Raw genomic sequence first — 23,712 nt, 5'->3', positions numbered from 1 at the left:
CGCTTTAGTGCCTGGCCATGGGCAAGGAAATCGAGCGTAAATTCCTGGTCTCAGGTGAGGAATGGCGGGCAATGGTCGAGGCGGACATTCATATCCGTCAATTCTATCTTGTCGCCGAACCCAGCCGTACGGTTCGTGTTCGCATCAGCAACGATGCGGCCGCCAAGCTGACGCTCAAGTTCGGCAGCCAGGCACGCGAGCGCGATGAATTCGAATATCCGGTACCTTTGGCGGAGGCGCAGGAGATGCAGGCCTTTGCCATCGGACATGTCATCGAGAAGACACGCCACCATGTTAAACATCGCGGCTATCGCTACGAAGTCGATGTCTTCGGCGGGACGCTTGCGGGGTTGGTGATCGCCGAGCTCGAGACGCCGGATGATATACAGGACGAAATGCTGCCACATTGGCTCGGCCGTGAAGTCACCGGCGAGCCGAGATTTTACAACGCGTCGCTCGCCCTTGGGGGGATTCCGGAGATCGTCGCATGAGCTTTCGTATCGATCCGCGCATGTCGCTGACCGGAGAGGTCAGGCGCATCCTCGCCGAGGAGATCGGCAAGGTGATCGACCATCTGAACGCGGCGCGTGACAGGCCCGAACCGGGGCTGCACAAATGCCGCAAACGGCTGAAGAACGTCCGCGCCTTGCTGCGCCTTGTCCGTTCCGGAGACGAAACATTCTGCGTGACGGAGAATCAGTGCTACCGCCAGGTGGCGGCCCTGCTTGCCGGCCCGCGCGAGGCGACCGCGCTGGTCGAAACAATCGACCGGCTGGCGGCAAGCTTTCCCGAGCAAAGTGCCGGCGATGGCCTCGGTGCCGTGCGTGACAGGCTCGTCGCGCGCCAGCATGAACTGCATGGCGGAGGAGGCCTCGATGCTGCGATAGGCGCGGCGATTTCCGCTTGCGAGGAAGGTGTCGCCCGGATCGACAAGCTCGCTCTGCCCGACAAGCCGGAGCAGGCTGCCGACGTGCTCGCCGAAGGCGCGCGCACCACTTTGCGCCGTGCCAGGAAAGCGCTGGACAAGGCGGCTTCGCGCGGCGAAGCCGATGACTTTCACGACCTGCGCAAGGCGGCCAAGACGCATGGCATGCACCTGTCGCTGCTCGGCCGGCTGTGGCCGACGCCGATCAAAACGCGGCGCAGGGCCGTCGACGAATTGGGCGAGCGGCTCGGCGAGCTGCACGATGTGTTCGTCATGCGCGCGCTTCTCGATGCCGAGGACCAGCCACTCGGTCCTGCTGAAGAGACGCGGTTGCTTGCCAAGCTGCTGAAGCGTTCGGAAAAGAGCCTGAAAAAGACCTGCCTCGCCGAGGCGGCCGAGCTTTTCGGCGACAGCCCGAAGCGCTCGACGAGGAAGTTCGCCCGTAAGGCGCGCGAAGATCTCACAGTTGCGCACGAAGACGCCGGCACGCCTGGCGTGGGCTGATCATGGTCTAACTTGCCGCCCTGTGGTAATCGCCGTCTGGCATGACCGAGCCCGGCGACACGCTTCTGGACCGACTTGGCCGCTGGCTTGCCGGCCGGCTGCAGGAGGAATCGTCCGGCTACGAGCCTTACACGCCGTCGGACGCCGAAACGTTGCGCCGCACGCTCGAGCCCGGCGACATCCTGCTCATCGAAGGCAACCAGAAGATCTCGGCGGCGATCAAATACCTCACCCAGTCGACCTGGTCGCATGCCGCCTTCTATATCGGCGATGCATTACCGGAGCCGGAGGACGGATCGGAGCGGCGGCGCCTGATCGAGGTCACGCTCGGCGATGGCTGCATCGCCGTGCCGCTGTCGCGCTATCGCAGCTACAACACCCGCATCTGCCGGGCGAGTGGCCTGGCTCCGGACGATCGCGAAGCGGTCGTCGCGTTCATGATCGGCAGGCTCGGTCTCAGATACGATCTCAGGAACATATTCGACATGCTGCGCTACTTCTTGCCGACGCCGCCGGTGCCGGTGCGCTGGCGCCGCCGCATGCTGGCTTTCGGTTCCGGCGACCCGACGCGCGCCATCTGCTCGTCGCTGATCGCCGAGGCGTATGGCCTGATCCGCTACCCGATCCTGCCGGAGATTACCCGGGCGCCTGGCCGTGCCTCGGCCCAGTCGAGCTTTTCGCGCAGGGAAATCCTGCACATCCGCCATCACTCGCTCTACACGCCGCGCGATTTCGACCTGTCGCCCTATTTCCGTATTGTCAAGCCAACGCTGGAATACGGCTTCGACTACCGGCAGATGGTCTGGGATGACAAGGTGGCGAACAAGACCGCCGAATAGCCGCTCGATCTTGTGTTTGAGCAGGGGACCCTCTGAGAACCGGTTTGCGGCCGATACTCAGGGGTAAGAAGCTCAGTCAGACTGGCTGCCGCCAACAGCCCGGACTCGGTCGTTCTGCATTTTGACCTAGGCCGGCAGACGTCGTCCGTTTGCGGCAGCCGCAACTCGATCGTCGGTCCGTGCGCCTGCGTCGCGCGGATGCGGCCCGATCGGCATGATCACTGGGAACGGCGTTGCGCCGAACGCAAACGTCCATTTGTAGCCGACCAGTCGGTCTTCAGGCGTCGTGTGCTGGTCGTGATGAGCAAGCAATTTGGCGCGCTCCGCCAATTCCTCCGCCTCGCGCCTGACCATTTCCGCCGTTTCCGGCCGCATCCGCCTGGAGAAGCTGACGAACGTCGACTCGCGCTCAAGATGGGTGATGGCCCAGCCGATGAAATTCTTGTTGGTCGTCTCGAACAGCGGCCGCAATGGCCCCTCGAAATTCCACTGGATCGGCGCCTCGATCAGCAGCCTTGCCGACAGGCCGCGACCGAGCGCGACCAGGCCGAGTTCCTCGAGCTCGCGCAGATAGAGGAACATCGAAGCCTCGCTCAGCCCTTGTGAGCGCATGATGCCTTCGGGCGTGAATTTCTCGGAAAGCATGACAAAGACGAACAGCAGTGCCGGCCGCCCGGCGAGCTTGCGCTCGATCTCCGGCGCGATCTGGTTGGCGGGTCCTGGTCCCCTGTTCATTGAGCCGAGCACGTTTTCCAACTCTACGCCGGCGGCAGTGCAGATCTCCATCAGCCGGTCGAGCTTGCAGTTGCGCTCGTGGAAGATGCGCTTCACCGTCGGCTCGGAAACACCCATCCGCTCGGCAAGGACGCGATAGGTGATGCCCTTTGCCTTAAGCGTCCGCTTCAGCGCTTCGAAGATCAGGCCGTTCATGGGATGCACCTCTTTTGCACGATTTGGTATCAGCCTTCGGTACTAGTCCTGATAGCTCTTCCCGAAAAGTATCGAAAGGCCTAGCTCTCCGCCAGTCCATTACAGGAGACTAGCCATGAAGAGCCTCTTCACCTCGATGCTTCTCGCCCTGGTCGGCATCGCCGCCGCGCCGGCAGTTCAGGCCGCTGAACTCTGGCGCACCGGCGGCCTCGAGCAGCCTGAATCGGCGCTGTTCGACGCCGCCGGCCAGCGCGTTATCGTCTCGAACATCGTCGGCAATCCCGGCGAAGCCGACGGCAACGGCTATCTGTCGATCCTGTCGATGGACGGCAAGCTAGTCACGCAACACTGGACCGACGGCATGGACGCGCCCAAGGGCATGGCGATTGTCGGCGGCAAACTCTACGTCGCCGACCTCACCCATGTGCGCGTCGTCGACCTCGCAAGCGGCAAGCTAACATCGACGATCGACGTGCCGAACGCGGTCTTTCTCAACGACATGACCGCTGATGCATCCGGCAATGTCTACGTCACGGATATGCTTGCCGATACGATCTATCGCATCGACCGCGACCGGCCCGAACTGTTCGTCAGGGATGCGGCGCTTGCTTCGCCGAATGGCATCTTCGCCGATGGCGGCCGGCTGATCGTCGCTTCCTGGGGCAAGGGCATCAAGCCCGACTTCAGCACCGCGGAGCCGGGCGGCCTGCTCTCGGTCGATCTTGCTACCAAGGCCGTTTCGCCACTGGCTGGCGCGGAAAAGTTTGCCAACCTCGATGGCGTCGTTGCCATCGGCGGCAGCATCTACGCCACCGCGTATATGACCGGCACGCTCTACCGCTACAAAGCCGGCGGCACGCCGCAAGCGGTTGCGACGTTCAAGCCGGGCAGCGCCGACATCGGCACCGACGGCAGGTCGACAATCTTCGTGCCGCTGATGAACGAGGGCGAGGTCTCAGCGTTGGGCCTCGACTAAGCCGGCGTTGCCAGCTCAAGCGGCGGGCGCGGCTCTCCTCAGCTGCGCCCGCGCATCCGTGATCGAGGCGCGTAAGTCACCAGCGGCCGCTTGACGCCGTGGTTGATCAGCATGCGGCGTATCCTGCGCTGAAGCGCCTGATATAATGAAGCGAACGCCGGCGCGGCTCGCCTTGTGGGCCGCGCCCTCGATGACATTGGCTGCCGTCGAATCGAAGAACGGCACCGCCGAACAGTCGAGGATGAAGTTCCTGCGCTGGCGCGGGCGGCGACGTCTTCCTGCACCAAGGATTGATGATCTGCCTCCAAACATGCAGCACTCTTTGCCAGCCGATGCGCTGTCATGCTACAAACCTCGGCATCGTTTGGCGGGACATCCGCTGCGATCCCGATTTCACAGGAACGACTTCAAAAGGATGAGCGGGTGAAGATATTCAAAGCGTTGGCAACCTCGACAGCCTTGCTGTCGATGGTTTTCCTGCTGGCAGGCTGCGGTCATGGCCTGATCAACAGGCTGATTTGAGTCAGGTGCCGTCGGCCCGCCCAAGCCATCGCTGCAGGAACCGTGCCGCAAGCCAGCACAGCATCGCCCAGGCAAAGCCGGCGCACCAGCCGGCCAATACGTCGGACGGCCAGTGGACGCCGAGATAGATGCGGCTGATGCCGACCACCACTGTCGTCAGCACCGCCAGCCCGAGTACATAGATCTTCGTTGTGCGCCCGGGCAAAACCCGCGCCGCCATGCTGCCCAGCGTCAAATACGTCACCGCCGACAGCATGGCGTGGCCGCTCGGAAACGAAAGCGATGCCACATCGGCGAGATGCGAGACCAGATCGGGGCGCGGCCGGTCGATGTCGAATTTCAGCACGCTTGACAGGAGCTGGCCGCCCGCTACCGCGACGAACATGAGAAGCGCCGCGCCTGGCCCGCGGATAAGGAGCAGATAGACGATCATTGCTGCCGTGATCAGCAGCAGTACGCTGGCGCTGCCGAGGCTGGTGATGTCGCGCATCGCCCCTTCCAGCCACGCCGGTCCGATCGGATTGTCGGGCTGGCCGGCCTTGCGGAAGGCAAGCAGGATTTCGGTGTCGAAGGCATGCGGCGTGGTCGCCCGCGCCAGCTCCATCAGCTCCTCGAACCCCCACAGCCCGCCGGCAATGACCAGCCCGGCCAGCAGAACCGGGAACTCCAGCCAGTTGGGCAGTCTGCTTGCAATCTTCTTCATCGGCCCGATCGCAGTTACAGCCTTTGCAGATAGGGCCCGAGCGTGATCAGCGCCACAGCTGCGATGGCAAGCACGATGCCGGTTGCCTGCAAGGCATTGACGCGTTCGCCGAAGAAGACCAGCGCCACCACATTCACCGACACCAGCTGGATCACCGCCGACAGGCTGAACGACACCGACATGCCGAATTCACGGATCAGCCTCAGCATGATCAGATTGCCCAGCGAGTAGAGCGCCAACGTCAGCACGATCTTGCCGAGGCTCGGCGCCAGCCCCCACTGTTTTGCGGCCATCGCCGCCAGCAGGAAGATCACCGTCGAGACGCAGAGCTGCCCAAGTCCCCAGAAACTCACTTTTGTTCCTCCCGATGCGGTCCCTACCGCCTGCCGCAGCTCTTGTTTCCGAAGCGCCGGTCGCGGTCAAGCGGGGCCGATGTTGGATACGAAATCGCAGGTGGCAATTTAGCCGGCATGTCATCAAACTGTGACCTGCCGGTAATACCGGATTGGCCAGGCAACACGCTCCAGCAATCCATCCAGCCAGAGGCAGGCCCTATGACCGAACATCGCACCCCTGACGCCCATTTCCGCACCAGCCTGCTCGAGGAAAACGATGGGCCAGGAGCCAATCCCACCGACAACCGCACCATGGGTGAGATCATCGCCGCGCGGTTCTCACGCCGCGGCTTCCTCAAGGGTTCGCTTGCCGTCTCGGCCATAGCCGCTACCGTCAGCCCGCTGGCGCTGATCACCGCCGACAACGCCCGCGCCGCCGAAGGCTCCGCCTTCGCTTTCGACGAGCTCGAGGCCGGCATCGACGACAAGCATCACGTCGCACCTGGCTATGACGCCGACGTGCTGCTGCGCTGGGGCGATCCGCTGTTCGCCGATTCGCCGGGATTCGATCCGACAAAACAGTCGGCGGAAGCCCAGGCCAGACAATTCGGCTACAACAACGACTATGTCGGTTATATCCCGATCGACGGCTCGGCCGAGCACGGCCTGCTGGTCGTCAATCACGAATACACCAATCCGCACCTGATGTTTCCGGGCCTCGTCACCATCGTCGATGGCAAAGCCAAGCAGGCGCCCCTCAGCAAGGAGCAAGTCGATGTCGAGATGGCCGCGCATGGCGGCACTATCGTCGAGATACGCAAGGTATCAGGCAAATGGCAGGTCGTTCGCGACGGCAAGCTCAACCGCCGCATCACCTCCAACACCGAGATCGCGCTCTCCGGCCCGGTCGCCGGCCACGACCGCGTCAAGACCAGCGCCGATCCGACCGGCACGAAGGTCATCGGCACCATCAACAATTGCGCCGGCGGCGTCACGCCGTGGGGCACCTATGTCATGGCCGAGGAGAACATCCACGGCTATTTCTCGGGCGAGCTGCCGCAGGGCCACAAGGAGGCGGCCAATTACAAGCGCCTCGGCATTCCCGAAGGTGCCTATGAATGGGCAGCGCATTACGACCGTTTCGACATCGGCAAGGAGCCGAACGAGCCGAACCGCTTCGGCTGGATCGTCGAGGTCGACGTCCAGGATGCGACTTCGGCGCCGAGGAAGCGCACCGCGATGGGCCGCTTCAAGCATGAGGGCGCCGAATCGATCGTCGCCCAGGATGGCCGTGTCGTCTTCTATCTCGGCGACGACGAGCGCTTCGACTATGTCTATAAGTTCGTCACCACAGGCAAGTTCGATCCGGACAACCGCGCCGCCAACATGGATTTGCTCGACGACGGCACCTTGCATGTCGCCAAGTTTGCCGACGACGGTTCGGTCGAATGGCTGCCGATCGTCTTCGGCCAAGGGCCGCTGACGGCGGAGAACGGCTTTGCCGGCGAGGCCGATGTGCTGATCGAGACGCGCCGCGCCGCCGACCTGCTCGGCGCCACCAAGATGGACCGCCCGGAAGACATCCAGCCCAATGCCGCCAACGGCAAGGTCTATGTCATGCTGACCAACAATTCGAAGCGCAAGGCCGACCAGGTCGACGCCGCCAACCCGCGTGCCGAAAATGCCTTTGGCCACATCATCGAGATCGTCGAGGACGGCGGTGATTTCACCGCGACAAAGGGCAGGTGGGAAATCCTGCTGAAATGCGGCGATCCCGCTGTGGCCGACGTCGGCGCCACCTTCTCGACCGCAACCACCGCCAATGGCTGGTTCGGCATGCCGGACAATTGCACGGTAGATTCGGCTGGCCGCCTCTGGGTCGCCACCGACGGCCAAGGCCCGAAAGCCACCGGCCGCACCGATGGTCTGTGGGCTGTCGATACGGAGGGGACGGCACGGGCGACATCAAAGCTGTTCTTCCGCGTGCCGATCGGCGCCGAAATGTGCGGTCCCCTGTTTGCGCCGGACGACCAGACCGCCTTCGTTGCGGTCCAGCATCCGGGCGACGGCGGCGAGGACTGGGAGGCTTTCGGCCGTCCGTCCTACTATGAGGATTTGTCGACGCGCTGGCCCGACTTCAAGCCGGACATGCCGGTGCGCCCGGCGGTCGTTGCCATCACCAGGCAAGGCGGCGGCAAGATCGCGGTCTGACACGCAGCCAGCTCTTGCAGTCTCAAGGAAGGATTTCGGCGGTACGAAATCCTTCCTTCCGATACGGGATGCATCCATGCTGCGCATCATGCGCCGACTAATCATTCGGTGCGCTGAACCACGGCCACATTCATTGTGCTTCGCAACCTGAAGCCGATGGACTCGTATAACGCTATGGCCGCGGCGTTGCTGGCATAGGCGTGGAGATAGGGAACTTCGCCGCGCGCCACTATCCGGTTTGCCACTAATAGGGACAGCAGCTTTCCTAGGCCACCGCCGCGAAATTCCGGATGTGAGCACACCCCGCTGAGTTCGGTATAGCCAGGTTGCTTCATGCGCTCGCCGGCCATTGCCGCGAGCCTGCCCTCGATTTTCACACCCCAAAAATCGCCCAGGCTCAAGGCTTCGAGCGTGAATGGGCCAGGCTTGGTGAGCAATGCCAGGGCGAGCATCTCAGCAGCATCGTCTCGGGTCAGACGATGCACGCGCGGGTCGGAGACGATCTGCAATGGCTGCTCGGCGATCATCTGAACCCCGGCTGCGGTCGAAGTCGCGGAAAGCCCCGTGGGCAGAGCAATCGCGTCCGCTTGAAGCAGGATCATACTCTCGCCCGGGGAGACAAGGTTTTCGAGCGCCCGCAGGCTTTCCGGGTCGTCCGCGCCAGTGGCGGCGAAAGGGACGATCGACGGCCGATATCGCATGGCGAGGTTGTCACCCTCCGCGAAGGCCCGATGTCGCGTCTGAAGCGCGCTCCAGATAGGGCGGTCGAGCAGATGTCTCATTGCGCGGCACCCTCAGGCTTATTTACACGACGGTCGAGAGGAGCAGCGGCGAGGCCGTCCTCGATGGCAGCCAGCTGCTCAAGAAGCGGCCCCGAAAAACCTGCGCACAAATCCGCGACCACGTTCTCGATGCAAGGCCAGACGTCGCGCTTTGCGACATCGACCAGCCGCCGGCCGTCCCGAGTAAGCGAGACGATCCTGCGCCGCTGGTCATCGGTCGACGGACTGACTTCGAGCAGTCCCAATTCGGCCAGAAGCGAGACGCTTCGCGTTACGCCTGGCTGCGCGATGCCAAGGGATTGCGCCAGTTCCCCGACCGACAGCGGACCCAGCCTGTCGAGCGCGGCCAGCAGCGGGTATTGGCTCGCCTGAACCGGGACATCCAGCCTGTCGAGCAGGCGCTGCGCCTCCGCTTGCAGTTGCTCGCCTATACGCTTCAGCCTGCTGCCCAGGCACAGAAAGCCAAGCGATCGTATGACGTCTTCCATAGGCCAATTCATCCCCATGAACACCGATAACATGATATATAACAATGCATGAAAAGCAAGATCGAGGCATTCAAGCGCGGGTTCCAGGCATCGGGCGCAGGCCTATCGCCTTCGGCAAGGAAAGGTCGATCGGTCAGGCTGCTTCGCCTGGACGAGGCCCGTTCGATCAGTTGCGCAGCCGGTAGCCGGTCCTGAAGATCCAGGCGACGATCGTTATGCAGATGAGCAGGAAGACCACCGTCATGCCGAGGCTGACGCCGACCGAAACGTCGGACTTGCCGTAGAAGCTCCAGCGGAACCCACTGACCAGGTAGACCACCGGGTTGAACAGCGTCACCGTGCGCCAGATGCCGGGCAGCATGTTGATCGAATAGAAGCTGCCGCCGAGGAAGGTCAGCGGCGTGATGATCAGCAGCGGCACCAGCTGCAGCTGCTCGAAGCTCTTCGCCCAGATGCCGATGATAAAGCCGAACAGGCTGAAGGTCACCGCCGTCAGCACCAGGAAGGCGAGCATCCAGAACGGATGCTGGATCGTCAGCGGCACGAACAGCGAGGCCGTCGCCAGGATGATCAGGCCAAGCACGATCGACTTTGTCGCCGCGCCCCCGACATAGGCGATGACGATCTCCAGATAGGACACCGGCGCGGACAGTAATTCGTAGATCGAGCCGACGAATTTCGGAAAATAGATGGCGAAAGAGGCGTTGGAGATCGATTGCGTCAGCAGCGACAGCATGATCAGCCCCGGTACGATGAAGGCGCCGTAGCTGATGCCGTCGATCTCGGTGATGCGCGAGCCGATGGCCGAACCGAAGACGACGAAATAGAGCGACGTCGAAATCACCGGCGAAACGATGCTCTGCAGCACAGTGCGAAGGGCGCGCGCCATCTCCACCCGATAGATCGCCCATACCGCATGAAGATTCATGGCCGCGCGCAGGTTCATGCCGGTTTCCTCACCAGGTTGACGAAGATCTCCTCGAGCGAGCTGTTTTCCGTATCGATGTCGCGGAACTGGATGCCGGCCGCCTCGAGCTCGCGGATCAGCGAGGCGACGCCCGGCCGTTCGCTCTGGTTGTCATAAGTATAGGTCAGCTGTCCGCCATCCGGCGAAAGCTCCAGCGCGTAGTGCGAAAAAGCATCGGGAACGGTGGCCAGGGGACTGCGCAGTTCCAGCACAAGCCGTTTGCGGCCAAGCTTGCGCATCAGCTCGGCCTTGTCCTCCACCAGCACGATCTCACCGCGGTTGATGACGCCGACGCGGTCGGCCATCGCCTCGGCTTCTTCGATGTAATGCGTGGTCAGGATGATGGTGACGCCGTCTTCGCGCAGCCGGCGCACCATCGCCCACATGTCCTGGCGCAGCTCGACGTCGACGCCTGCCGTCGGTTCGTCGAGGAACAGGATGCGCGGTTCGTGCGACAGCGCCTTGGCAATCATCAGCCGGCGCTTCATGCCGCCGGACAGCGTGATCGCCTTGGCGTCCTTCTTGTCCCAGAGCGACAGGTCGCGCAGCACCTTTTCGACGAACGCCTTGTCCGCCGGCTTGCCGAACAGGCCGCGGCTGTAGTTGACCGTCGCCCACACGCTCTCGAAGGCGTCGATGGTCAGTTCCTGCGGCACCAGCCCGATCAGACTGCGCGCGGCGCGGTAGTCGCGGTTGATGTCATGGCCGTCGACGGTGACGGAACCCGACGAGCGGTTGACGATGCCGCAGACGATCGAGATCAGCGTTGTCTTGCCGGCGCCATTCGGCCCGAGCAGCGCAAAGATCTCGCCGCGCACGATGTCGAGATTGATCTCCTTCAGCGCCTTGAAGCCGGTGGCGTAGGTCTTGGTGACCCCGGAAATCGAGATGATCGGCTGCATGGCTGAAAACGACTGCTTGAAACAGAGTTGTTGATTTAATCCGCTGAATGTCGGTCCGCAAATCCGGATGTCAATGGCGCTCCCGACAGTTCTGGACATCGAGGTTCGCCGGAATAGGCAACACCTGCCCGGTCGTCCAGCCAAATTCCACGCAAAAGCAGATTAACCGCACTGCGGCGTTCCGCCTCGCGGCGGGACGCCGCTTTGACCGTCCGGTGCATCAAGCCTATCCTTCAACAAACAAGCAGCAGCCGGAGCCGCCATGGACCCGCTCATTCTGTCGCGCATACAGTTCGGCGCGAACATCTCGTTCCACATCCTGTTCCCGGCGATCACCATCGCGCTCGGCTGGGTGCTGCTGTTCTTCAAGCTCCGCTACAACGCGACAAACGATTCCGCCTGGATGCGCGCGTATTTCACCTGGGTTAAGGTATTCGCGCTGTCCTTCGCCATGGGCGTGGTTTCCGGCGTCACCATGAGTTTTCAGTTCGGCACCAACTGGCCGGGCTATATGGAGACGGTCGGCAACATTGCCGGCCCGCTGCTGGCCTACGAAATCCTGACCGCCTTCTTCCTCGAGGCGGCGTTCCTCGGCATCATGCTGTTCGGCTTCCGCCGCGTCTCGAACCGCGTCCATACGCTGGCGACGGTGCTGGTGGCCGGCGGCACCACCTTGTCCGCCTTCTGGATCATCGCGCTCAATTCGTGGATGCAGACACCGGCCGGTTTCGAGATGCGCAATCGTGTTGCGCACGCCACCGACTGGTGGGCCGTTGTCTTCAATCCGTCCATGCCCTACCGGCTCGTTCATATGCTGCTTGCTTCGGGGCTGACCGTCTCGTTCCTGATCGCCGGCCTGTCGGCGCTGCGCTATCTCTACGGCGATCGCTCGGAATCGATGTGGAAGGCCCTGCGCACCGGCGTCTTCACCGCCGCTATCCTGATTCCCATCCAGATCTTTGCCGGCGACCAGCACGGCCTCAACACGCTGGAACACCAGCCGCAGAAGATCGCCGCCATGGAAGCCAACTGGAACACCGGTCCCAACGTGCCGTTGGTGCTGTTTGCTCTTCCCGATGAAGCGGCCAAGCAGAACAGGTTCGAGCTCACCATTCCGGATGGCGCCAGCCTCATCCTCAGGCACAGCGCCGGCGGCATCGTGCCGGGTCTGAACGATTATGCCGGCAACCATCCGCCCGTATTTCCGGTGTTCTGGGGCTTTCGCATCATGGTCGGCACCGGCCTCCTGATGCTCGCCGTCTCCTGGTCGGCGGCCTTCTTCCTCAAGCGCCGCCACGGCCTGCCCAAGCCGCTGGCGCTTGTCATGGTGCCGATGGCGCTGTCCGGCTGGCTGGCGACGCTGGCCGGCTGGTACACCACCGAGATCGGCCGCCAGCCCTGGCTGGTCACCGGCGTGCTGCGTACCGCCGATGCTGTCGGGCCGGTCGCCGGCAGCCATGTCGCGCTGTCGCTCGCGGTCTATCTCATCCTCTACGTGCTGCTCTTGATCGCCTATCTCGGCGTGTTGGTGCATCTGGCATTGAAGGCGGCGAAGGATGGTGACACCTCGCCGCTACCGGGCGTCATGAACAGGCCGCTGTCGCAGCCGGTTGCGCAACCAGGAGAAACATCATGAGCGTCGACTGGCCGACCCTGCTGCCTCTGATCTTCGCCGGGCTGATGGGCCTCGCTATCCTGATCTACGTCATCCTCGACGGCTTCGATCTCGGCATCGGCATCCTGTTCGCCGCAGCCGAAGACACCGAACAGGATACGATGATCGCCGCCATCGGCCCGTTCTGGGACGCTAACGAGACCTGGCTGGTGCTGGCGGTCGGCCTGCTGCTGGTCGCCTTCCCATTGGCGCATGGCACCATTCTGACGGCGCTCTACATTCCGGTCTTCGTGCTGCTGGTCGGCTTGATCCTGCGCGGCGTCGCCTTCGATTTCCGCGCCAAGGTGCCGGCCGGCAGGAAGCACCGCTGGAACCGCATCTTTTTCCTCGGCTCGGTCGTCGCGTCGCTGGCGCAAGGTTATATGCTCGGCGTCTATGTGCTCGGCCTCGACGTCGGCCCCGGCGGCGTCGCTTTCGGCGCGCTGGTGGCGCTCTGCCTTGCCGCGGCCTACGCGGCGATGGGCGCGGCCTGGGTCATCTATAAGACCGAAGGCGATCTGCAGAAGAAGGCGGTGCTGTGGCTGCGGACGGCGCTGGTGCTGACCGCGCTCGGCATGGTCGCGGTATCGCTGGCCACGCCCTTTGCCAGCGCGCGCATCTTCGACAAATGGTTCGTCTGGCCGGCCATGCTCTATTTGTCGCCGCTGCCGATCCTGTCGGCAGTGCTGTTCCTGTGGCTGTGGCGCCAGACCTTCCATCTGCCGAAACCCGGCGACCGCCACGCGCTGCTCCCGTTCCTGACATTGGCCGCGATCTTCACGCTCGGCTTTGCCGGCCTCGCCTGGTCGTTCTACCCCTTCGTGGTGCCCGACCGGCTGACCATCTGGCAGGCTGCTTCGGCACCCGAAAGCCTGGCCGTCATCCTGGTCGGGACGGTCGTCGTGCTGCCGATCATCATCTTCTATTCGTTCTTTGCCTACCGGGTGTTCGCCGGCAAGGCGACGGATCTGACCTATGACTGACCGGCATCGCCGTCGCAGCCTGAAACAGAATATTCATCTTCAAGCGGAATAACCTTCTCTGGCCGGACCAGCAGAATCGCCGGCAAGAAGAAGGGCAACAGAATGAACCCCTTTTCTGCGGCAGGACAGGATCGGCTGCTGCTTTTGCTGATCCGGACGGTCGCGCTGATCGGCGCACTCGCGCTTGCCGGCCTGCTGCCGGCCATGCCGCAGGCGCATGCCCAGGACGCGGCCAACTGGACGGGCGTGTGGGACACGAAGTGGCGCGGCGGCGGCGCCCAGATCAAGTTCGAGCAGACGGGCACTGACGTAAACGGCGTGTACCCGCTTTATAACGGCCGTATCGAGGCTAAGGCCCGATCAGCTACGTTACGTCCTGGCCGAGCTGCGCAAGCTGCTGATTGCCCATCCGCGCGTCATCGATGAGCCGTGCCGCGTGCGCTTTGCCGGCTTCGGCGCCTATTCGCTCGATATCGACGTGTTCACTTATGTCAAAACCGCCGACGTGGCCGATTTTCAAGCCATACGCGAGGACATCCTGTTGTCCATGATCAACATCATGGATGATGCCGGCGCGCAGTTCGCCTTCCCTTCGTCACTGGAATACAGAGCCACCGACCTTCCGGTCGACGACGAAAAACGCATCGCCGCGGAGAAAAGGGTCAGCGCTTGGCGCGAGGCGCAAAACCTGCCTTTCCCCGACTTCAGCCAGATCGACAAATTCGCCCTCAACAACACACTTGCCTACCCGCCTGAGGGCTCGGCGCATTATCGCGAGACAGAACCCGACCCGGACTCGGCCGAGGCAAAGGCGACGCTGGAGAAGGTGCGCTGGAGCCTGCCCTGGAAAAAGGGGGACTAGTGCGAAGCGCGGAAACTGCTGATCTCCCCCCTTGAGGGCAGGGCTATCGCATTTGGATTCTTACGAAGATGGACCCCCACCCTAACCCTCCCCACAAGGGGGAGGGAATGCTGCCGCGCGCCCTTACTTCCCCTTTTGGCGCCGAAAGGCAGGCAAATTTGCCGAGGTCAGCGCCAACGGAAGTCTCCCTCCCCCTTGTGGGGAGGGGTTAGGGGTGGGGGTACGTCGTAGAGCGAAAGCCTCGGCGTTCCATCTGCGATAGCCCTGCCCTTGAGGGGGAGATGTCGCTGAAAGCGACAGAGGGGGTCGCCGCGCGTGGAGTGCCAACTTCGTCTTCCTCGATATGCCGGACCGCGTCGCGCCAACCGAACCGACCCCCTCTGGCCTGCCGGCCATCTCCCCCTCAAGAGGGGAGATCAGCAGGCCCCCCGCAAAAGCTCAGCTCTTGTTGGCGGCCAGCACCAGCACCGGCTTTTCACTGTAGAGGTTGGGGAACAGCCGCTTCAGATTCTCGACCTTGGGCAGATCATTGTAGACGATATAGGGATAGGTCGGGTTGAGCGTCAGAAAGTCCTGGTGATAGTCCTCGGCCGGATAGAAGGTCTTGCCGGTCTCCAGCGTCGTCACGATCGGCTTGGGAAACACCTTGGCCTTGTCGAGCTGGGCGATGTAGCTTTCGGCGATCTTTTTCTGTGCGTCGTTTTCGGCAAAGATCGTCGAACGGTACTGGGTGCCGCTGTCCGGGCCCTGGTAGTTCAGTTGCGTCGGGTTGTGCGCGACCGAGAAATATACCTGCAGCAACTGGCCGTAGGTCACCTTGGACGGCTCGTAGGTGATCTCGACGGATTCGGCATGGCCCGTCCGGCTGGTGCCGACCATTTCATAGACGGCCGTGTCCTGGTCGCCGCCGGCATAGCCGGAAACGGCGCTGGTGACGCCCTTGATGTGCTGGAACACGCCTTGCACACCCCAGAAGCAGCCGCCGGCGAAGACCGCCTTTTCGATGCCGGCGGTGGCCTTCTCGTCCATTGCCGGCGGCGGGATCACCACCGCGTCTTCGGCCGAGACTGCCGGCGTCTGCCAGAATACGGCCGCGGCGGCCGTGAGGATGAGCGCGGCAAGTGCTGCTTTTGCGAAAATCGACGATCGTTTCACGGCTCCGGTCATGTCTGATCTCCCATGATGCTGGTTTGGATTATACGACGGATAGGTCCGCCGGGCTCTCACATTGCTGTGCGCATCGCCTATTTGGTCGGAGCCATGGCATCGCAGGCCTTGGTCGCTTCGGCTTTCTTCATGGCGTCCGTCTCGGCGGCGGCCTTGTTCATGCAGTCGGCCTTCATCGGATCGCCCGCCCTCATCGCGGTCGTGGCCATCGCGTCAGCGGCCATGGCGCCGGCCGGCTTCATGGCATCCGTTGCCGGCTTCATGGCGTTTGTCGCCATCGCCGGCTTCATCGCATCTTCGGCCCGCGCCGCGCCTCCTGCGAACAGCGCCGTCGAGCAAAGTGCGAAGGCGAGTGCCGCCAGGGTCGGGCGATTGGTCAAACGATTGGTCATGATGATCTCCTAGGGTTCTGGCAGGGTTGATCGCATGCGGCGGCGCCGCTGCGCGTTGTGAAAATTTCGGCAGGGTTTCTAGTTCGTAGCGGCAGCAAGGATCGGCCCGCCGCCCGGCACCTGCACCAGCACCGCTGTGCTGAGGCCGCCCGTCGCCGCCGGCAGCGGCAGTGCGGTGGCGTCGCCGGTCCAACTGCCCAGCCTGGTCAGCGAATGCACGCCGTTGGCGTGCGGCAGCGTGCGGCCGGTGTTTTCGCCGCGCGCCACCGGCACGTCGACGATGCCCTTGCCGTAACGCACCAGCCAGACGTCGGCCTTGCCGCCGGGCACCGGACCGGCGCCGATGCTGACCTTTCCGCCGGCGAGCGACAGCGAAGGTCCGTCACCGTGGCCGCCGCTCGAAATCAGCTGCTCGATCTCGCCCGGCCTGGCGCCGACGGCATCGGCCCTGCCATTGACCACCACTTGCGGCGTGAACGGGCCGGAACGGCCGAGCGACGGTTCATAGCGGACCTGGCGCTGCGTGAATTCTTCTTTGCCGAATGTGTCCTTCCAGCCGAGATAGTCCCAGTAGGTGACGTTGAAGGACAGCGCCAGCACGCCGGGCCGGTCCTTGACCTTGATCAGATTGGCGTTGGCCGGCGGACAGGACGAGCAGCCCTGGCTGGTGAACAGCTCGACGACGGTCAGCGTCTCGCCGGCGGCCGCGCTGGTTGCCGACAGCACAGTCGCGGAAAACAGTGCCGCGGCGAGCCCCATCAGGGCTGTGCTGCGTTTCGCTGTCGATCCGGGCATCGCATTTCTCCTGCGCAGACATCGTGTCATGTCCACACTTCGCCGCCGACGCACGCTTCGTTACAGCATCACCGCTTCGTGATTGAGGAGAAGTCCGAGTTCCTAGAGCATTGGCGAGGGCCGAGGCGATGTCCGATCTCCCCCTTGAGGACCCACAAGGGGGAGGTAGGCACTCAAGTCGCCCCTATTGTGTGAGCACGGTTTCCGAAGGCCGCTTGTTGAACGCGCACTTGCCGGTCACAAAATAGGAAAAATCGGCATCGTCTATGGTGTTGTTGGTAAGTGATCCGCCATCTTCCCACGCTTGACTGCTGGTGATGCCGCACGGCACGGCCTCAAAGATGTCGACAGTCGTATTGGCCAGTGTCTTGACCTTGTCGATGAACAATCGGTCGGACGTGGCCGGATCGTCCGATCGCAGGGTTTCTTTCGTGCCCGAGGCCAGATAGCCGCCGCCAAGACCAGGATTGGGATTCGGAATCTTCATCTCCAGAGACAGGTTATCCATGTCCTTCACATCGATCACCGCACCGGCGCCGGTCGCGGGATACATCGTGTTGACGCAGGTGGTTGCGTATTTCCTGGTGCCGCTGATCTGAGTGATTGTGCCGGTGGGCAAGCCATAGAAGCTGGTCACCGTGACGGTCGTGCATACTTGTTTCTGGACCAGCGTCTCCGTCGTTCCGTTGATCGTGTAAACAGAGGACGTCCCGTAGCCTTTGGGATCGCCAAACCTGTTGTACGCGTAGGAGATCCTCATCAGCTTGTTGGCCACCGTGTCCCCGAATTTGGTGCCGTAGAGCGTCACCGTCTTGTCCCACCAGCCAGAGATCTTGTCGACCTTGAACGTGGCCTCCACCAATGCCGGCCGCTTTGTCACTGCCGACGCAACGCCGACCTGCACCGTGTTGATCCTCGCGATCTGCATGAAATTCGTCGGCATGGCAAAGCCGGCCGAAGCCTTGATGCTGGCGGCGCCGTCGGTGGCGACGACGAAGCTGTCGAGCTTGGCCGTGCCTTGCCCGCCATTGGCCAGATATGAGTCCTGCAGGCTTACCTGGCGGTCCGCCAACGTCGTGGTCGTCGCAAGCGTCGTGATCGACAGCGACGCTGCATCGAGGGCGTTCTGCATCGATGCCCTGGTTGAAACCGCGGAGGTATAGTCGATGGAAAAACCCAATGCGGCAACCATCGGGATAAGCAAGATGGCGAGCAATGGCGCGAACGAGCCGCTCACCGATCTGAGAAATTTGCGTGCTGACGGCGGCATTCCGATCCCCCCGAAACGGCGATAGACCGGTGGGCTACCACGCCGGGCGCAAACTATGCTCTAATCTCATGGATCAAAGTTTAACGACTTTGCCGCCCCGCCGCCGCACCCGCGTCCCGCCGCTTGCCGATGTACCGTGCCCCTGCTAAAGCGCGCCGCATGACCACGCCGATCAAGAACATCCGCAACTTCTCCATCGTTGCCCATATCGACCATGGCAAATCCACGCTTGCCGACCGGCTGATCCAGTCGACCGGCGGGCTGGAGCTGCGCGACATGAAGGAGCAGGTGCTGGACTCGATGGACATCGAGCGCGAGCGCGGCATCACCATCAAGGCGCAGACGGTGCGGCTGAAATACCGCGCCAACAATGGACAGGACTATATCCTCAACCTGATCGACACGCCCGGCCATGTCGACTTCGCCTATGAAGTGTCGCGCTCGCTCGCCGCCTGCGAAGGTTCGCTGCTGGTCGTCGACGCCTCGCAAGGCGTCGAGGCGCAGACGCTGGCCAATGTCTACCAGGCGATCGACAACAACCACGAAATCGTCGTGGTGCTGAACAAGGTCGACCTGCCCGCCGCCGAGCCCGAGCGCATCCGCGAACAGGTCGAGGAGGTGATCGGCATCGACGCCTCCAACGCCGTACTGATCTCGGCCAAGACCGGGCTCGGCATTCCCGACGTGCTGGAAGCGATCGTCAACGATCTGCCGCCGCCGCGCGAGGGCGACATCGCGGCCCCGCTGAAGGCGATGCTGGTCGATAGCTGGTACGATGCCTATCTCGGCGTCATCGTGCTGGTCCGCATCATCGACGGCGTCTTGAAAAAGGGCCAGACCATCCGCATGATGGGTACCGGCGCCAGGTACCTGGTCGAGCGCACCGGCGTCTTTACGCCAGCCCGCATCAATGTCGACGAGCTCGGCCCCGGCGAGTTCGGTTTCTTCACCGGCTCGATCAAGGAGGTTGCCGACACCCGCGTCGGCGACACCATCACCGAGGACAAGCGGCCGACGGCACAGGCCCTGCCCGGCTTCAAGCCGGCACAGCCGGTGGTGTTCTGCGGCCTGTTCCCGGTCGACGCCGCCGATTTCGAGGATCTGCGCGCCGCTGTCGGCAAGCTGCGCCTCAACGACGCGTCCTTCTCCTTTGAAATGGAAACCAGCGCCGCGCTCGGCTTCGGCTATCGCTGCGGCTTCCTCGGCCTGCTGCATCTCGAAATCATCCAGGAGCGGCTGGAGCGCGAGTTCAATCTCGACCTCATCGCCACCGCGCCTAGCGTCGTCTACCGCCTGCTGTTGAACGACGGCTCGGTCAAGGAACTGCACAACCCGGCCGACATGCCCGACGTGGTCAAGATATCGGCCATCGAGGAGCCATGGATCCGCGCCACCATCCTCACCCCGGACGACTATCTCGGCGGCATCCTGAAGCTCTGCCAGGACCGGCGCGGCATTCAGGCCGACCTCTCCTATGTCGGCAAACGCGCCATGCTGATCTACGACCTGCCGCTCAACGAGGTGGTCTTCGACTTCTACGACCGGCTGAAGTCGATCTCCAAGGGCTACGCCTCGTTCGACTATCATTTGACCGACTACAAGGAAGGCGACCTGGTCAAGATGTCGATCCTGGTCAACGAAGAGCCGGTCGACGCGCTGTCGATGCTGGTCCACCGCACCGCGGCGGAAAAGCGCGGCCGCCAGATGTGCGAGAAGCTGAAGGAGCTGATCCCGCACCATCTGTTCAAGATCCCGATCCAGGCCGCGATCGGCGGCAAGGTCATCGCCCGCGAGACCATCTCGGCGCTGCGCAAGGACGTCACCGCAAAATGCTACGGCGGCGACGTCTCACGAAAGCGCAAGCTGCTCGACAAGCAGAAAGAGGGCAAGAAGCGGATGCGCCAGTTCGGCAAGGTGGATATCCCGCAGGAGGCGTTTATCCAGGCGCTGAAGATGGGCGATTAGGCGGGCTGCGCCCGCTTGTTTGACAGGAGCCTTGGCCGCGCGTTGAAGAAAGTGACGAAGTCGGCAGCGTTGACGGTTGACAGGCTGAAGAAAGCTACCGGCCGGTAATCCCCTTCTGTGTGCCGATGCCTCTCTTCAGGCGGCGTTCGACCTTTTTGATGTCTTCCGCAGGCGGTAGCGTCTCTGGCATATCACCGCCAATTTCGCGGATAGTCTGGCGGACCTTCGCGCCAACATCGAAGTGAATACGGTTGGCGGCGTCCTTTCCTCTGGTCTGCTCTCGACGTAGCTTTTCTTCCGTCTGAGTGGCACGGAACAGATTCGCCGCTAACTCCGTGCTGCCCATGTGATCCAAGATTTGCTTGTTGGCTTTGAGTCCTTTGCGCCGCCGTATGCCAGGAACATCCAAGCCGCCATAGAGACCTTTATAGCCGTAGGTTTGGAAGATAGCGAAATCGAGCCCTTCACGAACGCCGGCATTCTTAGCGGCGCTGGCCAGGTTCCTGTTGTGCTCTTTGATCTCGTCGCGAAGCAGGCAGCGACGCTCATCCTCAGATAGAGGGACGTATTCGGCAGCGGCCTTGTCTGCAATCTCTTGGCGACGGGTCTGTATCGCAAAATACGTCTGGGCGAACGCTACTTCTTGTTTTCTCGCGTCGCCATTCAGTGCCGTCAAATAGCTGGCATACCGGCTGAGGACAATGTCATCTATCTCGCGTTCGGCCCCCTTGCCGAGACTGATCATTTTCCCGACGCCAGCAAAATGATCGGAAGTTGCATTTCCTGACGAACTACACGCTTCGCGTGCCTTATCGACAACCGTCAAAAAGTTGTCCCACTTCGCATATCCGAATAGTCGCTGTAGATCGCGGGCATACCAAAATTCGTTGCCCTCCTCATCCGTTTGAGCAGCTTCCTCGAATTTCGTTATAAGGTCTTCGATCGTGGCATTCGTTGCAGTTAGCTCTTGGGGATGGAATGCTTCTCCGAAGGCGATTTCTGCCAGCTTCCGGGAGCGGTCATTATCTTCAGGCATTCAAGCAACTCCGATTCGTGATCAGACACATTACCACGCGTCAACAATGTTTCGGCTTACAATTGACCCTTATCCCCGGCTTGGCCGAATCGCGTTCGGCCTGCCATCCTAGTTGCGGCGAAAGCCGGGGAACTGCCGGAGGCGAGCCCGCCCAGCGGCGCTGAAGCTGTGCGATGGAGATTATTCTCCGGGAGGCGGCGGCGGGGGACGATCCTCGGGTACAGGCGGGGATTCTCCCAAATCCGCAGCAATCTCTCGAAAAATACCATCAATATTTGCAAAGATTAGCCGACCGAGCTCTGTAACCTCTGATGCGTCACCTAGACGAATAAGGCGCATCGTTTGCAAGCATAGGACGGCAATGTCATCAGGTGAGTTGTCCCCTGATTGGTAGCCAGCCTGGAATGCGGATAGAACGGCTCGGACCAGTCTTGGTTCCAGTCGCGGGAGTGCGGTATTCCAAACGTGAATAGCGACAGATTGGCCTCCAACTCTGAGGCCAACGTTTGGTGTGAACCTAACAGAAAACGTTCCGCCAGGGCTTCGCACAGTAGTCGGTGGGAATTCCAAAATTGCGCCCGGGTTGACAGCTCTCCAAGCGTCCAGCCGCCGTAGGCCAAGTTGGGCGGACCGTCTCTCTGGCTCCGATGCAATTGTTAAAGTTGCAGCCAACAGACTCTCCAGGGGCTCCCCCGCCGTCAGACGGTGGCAGAGTCGGCGGAGGCTGCTGTGAAAATCATAGCCTCCTTCTCTTGGGGTAGATCTCCGGCGCAGCTCGGTACGCTGTGGGCGCACGTTCATGTGAACGATTCTCAATAGGGCAGAAATTCCAAAAGATGGCATTGACGCATCCTTCCACGCATCTGAATCTGCAAAAAGAAAGGCCCGCCAAAATGGCGGGCCTTTCAGACAACTTCATGCGGCGTTCTCAAGATTTGCCGGATACCAGACAAGGCTGTCTGTCGAAGCGTTCATGATATCGATACCGCGCTCTGCATCAACGCGACGCTTGTAGCCTTCGCTGCTCACGGCGATTGTCTCGCCATTCACAGCTTCGTAGGTCCAACGCCATTCACCACGATTGTCCTTGTACAACCAGTACGAGGGATAAGTACGCTGCGCCATTGGAGTAACTCCTTGAGTGGCGTAAGCGAACGTCAGGCTTGACCATGGCGCATTATTCTGATTCAAGATCAGTGTACCAAACACACCATACCTCGCGCCTGACATCCAAATCTTGTGCGGGTTAGAACTTTGAAACCGCCGCGGCTCGCCAGCTTTGCGGCGGTTTCTTTATTCTGGACGATTTCTTGAATGAGGCAAGCAGAGGCGAGAGTCAAGATATGGCTAGTAGACCGTTAACGCGAGCTGGCGGCCTCAAGATTTTCGTAATAAATTCAGGCGCTTACTTAGCTCTTCCCCAGAGTGGATAACCTAGCGTCCGTGATCTCTCACCCCAGAAACAATAATATTTTTCGGCCAAAAGCAAATATTGCGAATCGCTTTGATTCTAGCGCGCTGCAAAAACAAGTCTGCACTACTGACGTTATTGCCAATTTTACATATCCGTATTCCTTTATGCGTTTCAGCTCTTCACCTTCCCGGCGGAGCGATGATCAGCTTCCACCTCACCGAACCGCCTCCCGACGCCATGAGATATGCGCCGGGCAACGCGCCTGTAGAGCTTGGGGGCCGCCATTGGAGAACGCCCTATCCTGAAGTATCCTTGCGGCCTAGAGGGGGGAGATCTCAATGCGTTCCACTTTGGACACCATTGCCGCGATTGGCCTCGCCATCGGCGGCGCTCTGGGCCTCGCCGGCACCTTCGTGGCGAGCGCCGAACTTCGCGAAACGCTCTGGACGATCGACGGCGTGGCGCTGGTGGTGGCGACCGCGCTGCTGACGATGAAATATCAGCGCCAGGGCAATGACTGCGTGGCGGCTGGATTTTTGACCTTTCTCGCCGGCGAAAGCCTGCTGCTCTCCGGCAATGCGGCGGGGCTTGAGGCCAGCGTGCCCTCCTATGTCGGCGGTATCTCGCTTTGGGCGGCGGCGCTGGTCATGGTCAGCGCGCCGAAAACCTTCGCGCCGTGGATGCGGCTTACCGCTGTCGTGGCGGCTGTGCTGTTTGTCGTCTCAGTGGGCCTGATCCTGTGGGGTGCGCCTTTGCTGCCGACCTCGACGCCGCTGCCCGCTGCCGGATATCCCTTCCTGGTGCTCACATTCATCGGCTGGATCTGGACGCTGCTGAAGCCCAGCCGGTGAGGCCAGTCGGACCGCCCCCTCTCCGGCCTTCGCGGCCACCTCTCCCCCACTTCGTGGGGGCGAGGAACCCAGGTCTTGTGAGGCTTCGGCTATTGGCATGTCCTCGCCCCACGAAGTGGGGAGAGGTGGTTTGCGAAGCAAACCGGAGAGGGGTCTTCCTTGGCAACGCTGCGCCTTTCGCGGTGTGCAAATGGCGCACCCCCTTCCACCCATCCCGCCGCCATGCCATGTTCTCGCTC

The 23,712-nt window shown here is 62.0% G+C and carries 25 protein-coding genes and 1 pseudogene; 12 read left to right on the top strand and 14 right to left on the bottom strand.

Annotated features, from left to right (window positions below):
• Window positions 1–17: 17 nt before the first annotated feature.
• The 3 genes from NKI72_RS19130 to NKI72_RS19120 are packed head-to-tail and all read left to right on the top strand — an operon-like array spanning window position 18 to window position 2,268.
• Window positions 18–491: a CYTH domain-containing protein gene (locus NKI72_RS19130; RefSeq protein WP_352473606.1), complete on the top strand. Its 474-nt coding sequence runs from the start codon at window positions 18–20 to the stop codon at window positions 489–491.
• A complete protein-coding gene (locus NKI72_RS19125; RefSeq protein ID WP_352502682.1) occupies window positions 488–1,429 on the top strand; it encodes a CHAD domain-containing protein in 942 nt (313 codons plus the stop codon). The genes NKI72_RS19130 and NKI72_RS19125 overlap by 4 nt, the downstream gene beginning before the upstream one ends.
• Before the next feature lie 41 nt (window positions 1,430–1,470).
• Window positions 1,471–2,268: a C40 family peptidase gene (locus tag NKI72_RS19120; protein ID WP_352684032.1), complete on the top strand. Its 798-nt coding sequence runs from the start codon at window positions 1,471–1,473 to the stop codon at window positions 2,266–2,268.
• Window positions 2,269–2,394: 126 nt separating this feature from the next.
• On the opposite strand, the gene NKI72_RS19115 is transcribed toward NKI72_RS19120, so the two are convergent.
• Window positions 2,395–3,198 (bottom strand): helix-turn-helix domain-containing protein, encoded by an 804-nt coding sequence (locus tag NKI72_RS19115; RefSeq protein ID WP_352451850.1) that lies wholly within the window; start codon window positions 3,196–3,198, stop codon window positions 2,395–2,397.
• Between the two features lie 115 nt (window positions 3,199–3,313).
• Here NKI72_RS19115 and NKI72_RS19110 point away from each other — a divergent pair, with 115 nt between their 5' ends.
• Window positions 3,314–4,174: an SMP-30/gluconolactonase/LRE family protein gene (locus tag NKI72_RS19110; protein ID WP_352836007.1), complete on the top strand. Its 861-nt coding sequence runs from the start codon at window positions 3,314–3,316 to the stop codon at window positions 4,172–4,174.
• A 15-nt stretch (window positions 4,175–4,189) separates the two neighbouring features.
• Here NKI72_RS19110 and NKI72_RS19105 read toward each other — a convergent pair.
• The 3 genes and pseudogenes from NKI72_RS19105 to NKI72_RS19095 form a co-directional block, all read right to left on the bottom strand.
• Window positions 4,190–4,438: pseudogene (locus NKI72_RS19105) on the bottom strand (sodium-independent anion transporter); the annotation flags it as partial.
• A 259-nt stretch (window positions 4,439–4,697) separates the two neighbouring features.
• On the bottom strand, window positions 4,698–5,399 hold the full coding sequence (locus NKI72_RS19100) for a phosphatase PAP2 family protein (RefSeq protein ID WP_352850506.1): 702 nt from the start codon (window positions 5,397–5,399) through the stop codon (window positions 4,698–4,700).
• Between the two features lie 14 nt (window positions 5,400–5,413).
• Window positions 5,414–5,752 carry a hypothetical protein gene (locus NKI72_RS19095; protein ID WP_023679017.1) on the bottom strand — a complete coding sequence of 113 codons (339 nt, stop codon included), beginning with the start codon at window positions 5,750–5,752 and terminating at the stop codon, window positions 5,414–5,416.
• A gap of 201 nt (window positions 5,753–5,953) precedes the next feature.
• On the opposite strand from NKI72_RS19095, the gene NKI72_RS19090 reads away from it, so the two are divergent.
• Window positions 5,954–7,945, top strand: coding sequence for a PhoX family protein (locus NKI72_RS19090; protein WP_352614773.1), 1,992 nt, complete (start codon window positions 5,954–5,956; stop codon window positions 7,943–7,945).
• A gap of 101 nt (window positions 7,946–8,046) precedes the next feature.
• Here the strand turns inward: NKI72_RS19090 and NKI72_RS19085 are convergent, their stop codons facing one another.
• The 4 genes from NKI72_RS19085 to NKI72_RS19070 all read right to left on the bottom strand — a co-directional run bounded on the left by NKI72_RS19085 (window position 8,047) and on the right by NKI72_RS19070 (window position 11,084).
• Window positions 8,047–8,727 (bottom strand): GNAT family N-acetyltransferase, encoded by a 681-nt coding sequence (locus NKI72_RS19085; RefSeq protein ID WP_352614776.1) that lies wholly within the window; start codon window positions 8,725–8,727, stop codon window positions 8,047–8,049.
• A complete protein-coding gene (locus NKI72_RS19080) occupies window positions 8,724–9,215 on the bottom strand; it encodes a MarR family winged helix-turn-helix transcriptional regulator (RefSeq protein ID WP_352539811.1) in 492 nt (163 codons plus the stop codon). Before NKI72_RS19080 ends, NKI72_RS19085 begins: the two co-directional genes overlap by 4 nt.
• Window positions 9,216–9,381: 166 nt before the next feature.
• A complete protein-coding gene (locus tag NKI72_RS19075; RefSeq protein WP_352614795.1) occupies window positions 9,382–10,143 on the bottom strand; it encodes an ABC transporter permease in 762 nt (253 codons plus the stop codon).
• A gap of 14 nt (window positions 10,144–10,157) precedes the next feature.
• Window positions 10,158–11,084, bottom strand: coding sequence for an ABC transporter ATP-binding protein (locus NKI72_RS19070; protein WP_352472842.1), 927 nt, complete (start codon window positions 11,082–11,084; stop codon window positions 10,158–10,160).
• A 262-nt stretch (window positions 11,085–11,346) separates the two neighbouring features.
• Between NKI72_RS19070 and NKI72_RS19065 the strand changes: the two genes are divergently transcribed.
• The 4 genes from NKI72_RS19065 to NKI72_RS19050 all read left to right on the top strand — a co-directional run bounded on the left by NKI72_RS19065 (window position 11,347) and on the right by NKI72_RS19050 (window position 14,583).
• A complete protein-coding gene (locus NKI72_RS19065; protein ID WP_352614778.1) occupies window positions 11,347–12,720 on the top strand; it encodes a cytochrome ubiquinol oxidase subunit I in 1,374 nt (457 codons plus the stop codon).
• Entirely contained in the window at window positions 12,717–13,721 is a 1,005-nt protein-coding gene (locus tag NKI72_RS19060; protein WP_352539814.1) for a cytochrome d ubiquinol oxidase subunit II, read from the top strand. Before NKI72_RS19065 ends, NKI72_RS19060 begins: the two co-directional genes overlap by 4 nt.
• A gap of 102 nt (window positions 13,722–13,823) precedes the next feature.
• On the top strand, window positions 13,824–14,147 hold the full coding sequence (locus NKI72_RS19055) for a hypothetical protein (RefSeq protein WP_352614782.1): 324 nt from the start codon (window positions 13,824–13,826) through the stop codon (window positions 14,145–14,147).
• The gene (locus NKI72_RS19050; protein WP_352836029.1) at window positions 14,053–14,583 is read left to right on the top strand and encodes a hypothetical protein; all 531 of its coding nucleotides are present in this window, start codon (window positions 14,053–14,055) and stop codon (window positions 14,581–14,583) included. Before NKI72_RS19055 ends, NKI72_RS19050 begins: the two co-directional genes overlap by 95 nt.
• Before the next feature lie 438 nt (window positions 14,584–15,021).
• On the opposite strand, the gene msrA is transcribed toward NKI72_RS19050, so the two are convergent.
• The 4 genes from msrA to NKI72_RS19030 all read right to left on the bottom strand — a co-directional run bounded on the left by msrA (window position 15,022) and on the right by NKI72_RS19030 (window position 18,153).
• Window positions 15,022–15,750, bottom strand: a complete 729-nt coding sequence (msrA, locus tag NKI72_RS19045) for a peptide-methionine (S)-S-oxide reductase MsrA (protein WP_352850505.1) — start codon at window positions 15,748–15,750, stop codon at window positions 15,022–15,024.
• A gap of 77 nt (window positions 15,751–15,827) precedes the next feature.
• On the bottom strand, window positions 15,828–16,142 hold the full coding sequence (locus NKI72_RS19040; protein WP_352472837.1) for a hypothetical protein: 315 nt from the start codon (window positions 16,140–16,142) through the stop codon (window positions 15,828–15,830).
• A gap of 78 nt (window positions 16,143–16,220) precedes the next feature.
• Window positions 16,221–16,937 (bottom strand): DUF1223 domain-containing protein, encoded by a 717-nt coding sequence (locus NKI72_RS19035; protein WP_502908963.1) that lies wholly within the window; start codon window positions 16,935–16,937, stop codon window positions 16,221–16,223.
• 184 nt (window positions 16,938–17,121) lie between these two features.
• Complete coding sequence (locus NKI72_RS19030; RefSeq protein WP_352817957.1) at window positions 17,122–18,153, bottom strand: pilus assembly protein TadG-related protein; 1,032 nt, start codon at window positions 18,151–18,153, stop codon at window positions 17,122–17,124.
• Here NKI72_RS19030 and NKI72_RS19025 point away from each other — a divergent pair.
• Window positions 18,104–18,232, top strand: a complete 129-nt coding sequence (locus NKI72_RS19025; RefSeq protein WP_352817959.1) for a hypothetical protein — start codon at window positions 18,104–18,106, stop codon at window positions 18,230–18,232. The two genes, NKI72_RS19030 and NKI72_RS19025, sit on opposite strands and share 50 nt — an antisense overlap.
• A gap of 134 nt (window positions 18,233–18,366) precedes the next feature.
• Window positions 18,367–20,172 carry a translation elongation factor 4 gene (gene lepA, locus NKI72_RS19020; protein WP_352836003.1) on the top strand — a complete coding sequence of 602 codons (1,806 nt, stop codon included), beginning with the start codon at window positions 18,367–18,369 and terminating at the stop codon, window positions 20,170–20,172.
• Window positions 20,173–20,266: 94 nt separating this feature from the next.
• On the opposite strand, the gene dinD is transcribed toward lepA, so the two are convergent.
• The gene (gene dinD / locus NKI72_RS19015) at window positions 20,267–21,208 is read right to left on the bottom strand and encodes a DNA damage-inducible protein D (RefSeq protein ID WP_352836001.1); all 942 of its coding nucleotides are present in this window, start codon (window positions 21,206–21,208) and stop codon (window positions 20,267–20,269) included.
• A 915-nt stretch (window positions 21,209–22,123) separates the two neighbouring features.
• Window positions 22,124–22,333, bottom strand: a complete 210-nt coding sequence (locus NKI72_RS19010) for a YegP family protein (protein WP_352835998.1) — start codon at window positions 22,331–22,333, stop codon at window positions 22,124–22,126.
• A gap of 627 nt (window positions 22,334–22,960) precedes the next feature.
• Here NKI72_RS19010 and NKI72_RS19005 point away from each other — a divergent pair.
• The gene (locus NKI72_RS19005; protein ID WP_352835995.1) at window positions 22,961–23,473 is read left to right on the top strand and encodes a hypothetical protein; all 513 of its coding nucleotides are present in this window, start codon (window positions 22,961–22,963) and stop codon (window positions 23,471–23,473) included.
• The last annotated feature ends 239 nt before the right edge of the window (window positions 23,474–23,712 follow it).

Origin of the sequence: Mesorhizobium sp. M0437 (assembly GCF_040321335.1) — a bacterium.
Lineage (GTDB): Bacteria > Pseudomonadota > Alphaproteobacteria > Rhizobiales > Rhizobiaceae > Mesorhizobium.
The sequence above is the reverse complement of the archived record's forward strand: the minus strand, read 5'-3'. Positions and strand labels throughout refer to the sequence as shown.

What these genes read in the sequence shown, in the direction of transcription:
- NKI72_RS19130 (WP_352473606.1), top strand. Translation starts at nt 18, where the DNA reads ATGGGCAAGGAAATCGAGCGTAAATTCCTGGTCTCAGGTGAGGAATGG.
- NKI72_RS19125 (WP_352502682.1), top strand. Translation starts at nt 488, where the DNA reads ATGAGCTTTCGTATCGATCCGCGCATGTCGCTGACCGGAGAGGTCAGG.
- NKI72_RS19120 (WP_352684032.1), top strand. Translation starts at nt 1,471, where the DNA reads ATGACCGAGCCCGGCGACACGCTTCTGGACCGACTTGGCCGCTGGCTT.
- NKI72_RS19115 (WP_352451850.1), bottom strand. Translation starts at nt 3,198, where the DNA reads ATGAACGGCCTGATCTTCGAAGCGCTGAAGCGGACGCTTAAGGCAAAG.
- NKI72_RS19110 (WP_352836007.1), top strand. Translation starts at nt 3,314, where the DNA reads ATGAAGAGCCTCTTCACCTCGATGCTTCTCGCCCTGGTCGGCATCGCC.
- NKI72_RS19100 (WP_352850506.1), bottom strand. Translation starts at nt 5,399, where the DNA reads ATGAAGAAGATTGCAAGCAGACTGCCCAACTGGCTGGAGTTCCCGGTT.
- NKI72_RS19090 (WP_352614773.1), top strand. Translation starts at nt 5,954, where the DNA reads ATGACCGAACATCGCACCCCTGACGCCCATTTCCGCACCAGCCTGCTC.
- NKI72_RS19085 (WP_352614776.1), bottom strand. Translation starts at nt 8,727, where the DNA reads ATGAGACATCTGCTCGACCGCCCTATCTGGAGCGCGCTTCAGACGCGA.
- NKI72_RS19080 (WP_352539811.1), bottom strand. Translation starts at nt 9,215, where the DNA reads ATGGAAGACGTCATACGATCGCTTGGCTTTCTGTGCCTGGGCAGCAGG.
- NKI72_RS19075 (WP_352614795.1), bottom strand. Translation starts at nt 10,143, where the DNA reads ATGAATCTTCATGCGGTATGGGCGATCTATCGGGTGGAGATGGCGCGC.
- NKI72_RS19070 (WP_352472842.1), bottom strand. Translation starts at nt 11,084, where the DNA reads ATGCAGCCGATCATCTCGATTTCCGGGGTCACCAAGACCTACGCCACC.
- NKI72_RS19065 (WP_352614778.1), top strand. Translation starts at nt 11,347, where the DNA reads ATGGACCCGCTCATTCTGTCGCGCATACAGTTCGGCGCGAACATCTCG.
- NKI72_RS19060 (WP_352539814.1), top strand. Translation starts at nt 12,717, where the DNA reads ATGAGCGTCGACTGGCCGACCCTGCTGCCTCTGATCTTCGCCGGGCTG.
- NKI72_RS19055 (WP_352614782.1), top strand. Translation starts at nt 13,824, where the DNA reads ATGAACCCCTTTTCTGCGGCAGGACAGGATCGGCTGCTGCTTTTGCTG.
- msrA (WP_352850505.1), bottom strand. Translation starts at nt 15,750, where the DNA reads ATGACCGGAGCCGTGAAACGATCGTCGATTTTCGCAAAAGCAGCACTT.
- NKI72_RS19040 (WP_352472837.1), bottom strand. Translation starts at nt 16,142, where the DNA reads ATGACCAATCGTTTGACCAATCGCCCGACCCTGGCGGCACTCGCCTTC.
- NKI72_RS19035 (WP_502908963.1), bottom strand. Translation starts at nt 16,937, where the DNA reads ATGCCCGGATCGACAGCGAAACGCAGCACAGCCCTGATGGGGCTCGCC.
- NKI72_RS19025 (WP_352817959.1), top strand. Translation starts at nt 18,104, where the DNA reads ATGGAAAAACCCAATGCGGCAACCATCGGGATAAGCAAGATGGCGAGC.
- lepA (WP_352836003.1), top strand. Translation starts at nt 18,367, where the DNA reads ATGACCACGCCGATCAAGAACATCCGCAACTTCTCCATCGTTGCCCAT.
- dinD (WP_352836001.1), bottom strand. Translation starts at nt 21,208, where the DNA reads ATGCCTGAAGATAATGACCGCTCCCGGAAGCTGGCAGAAATCGCCTTC.
- NKI72_RS19010 (WP_352835998.1), bottom strand. Translation starts at nt 22,333, where the DNA reads ATGGCGCAGCGTACTTATCCCTCGTACTGGTTGTACAAGGACAATCGT.
- NKI72_RS19005 (WP_352835995.1), top strand. Translation starts at nt 22,961, where the DNA reads ATGCGTTCCACTTTGGACACCATTGCCGCGATTGGCCTCGCCATCGGC.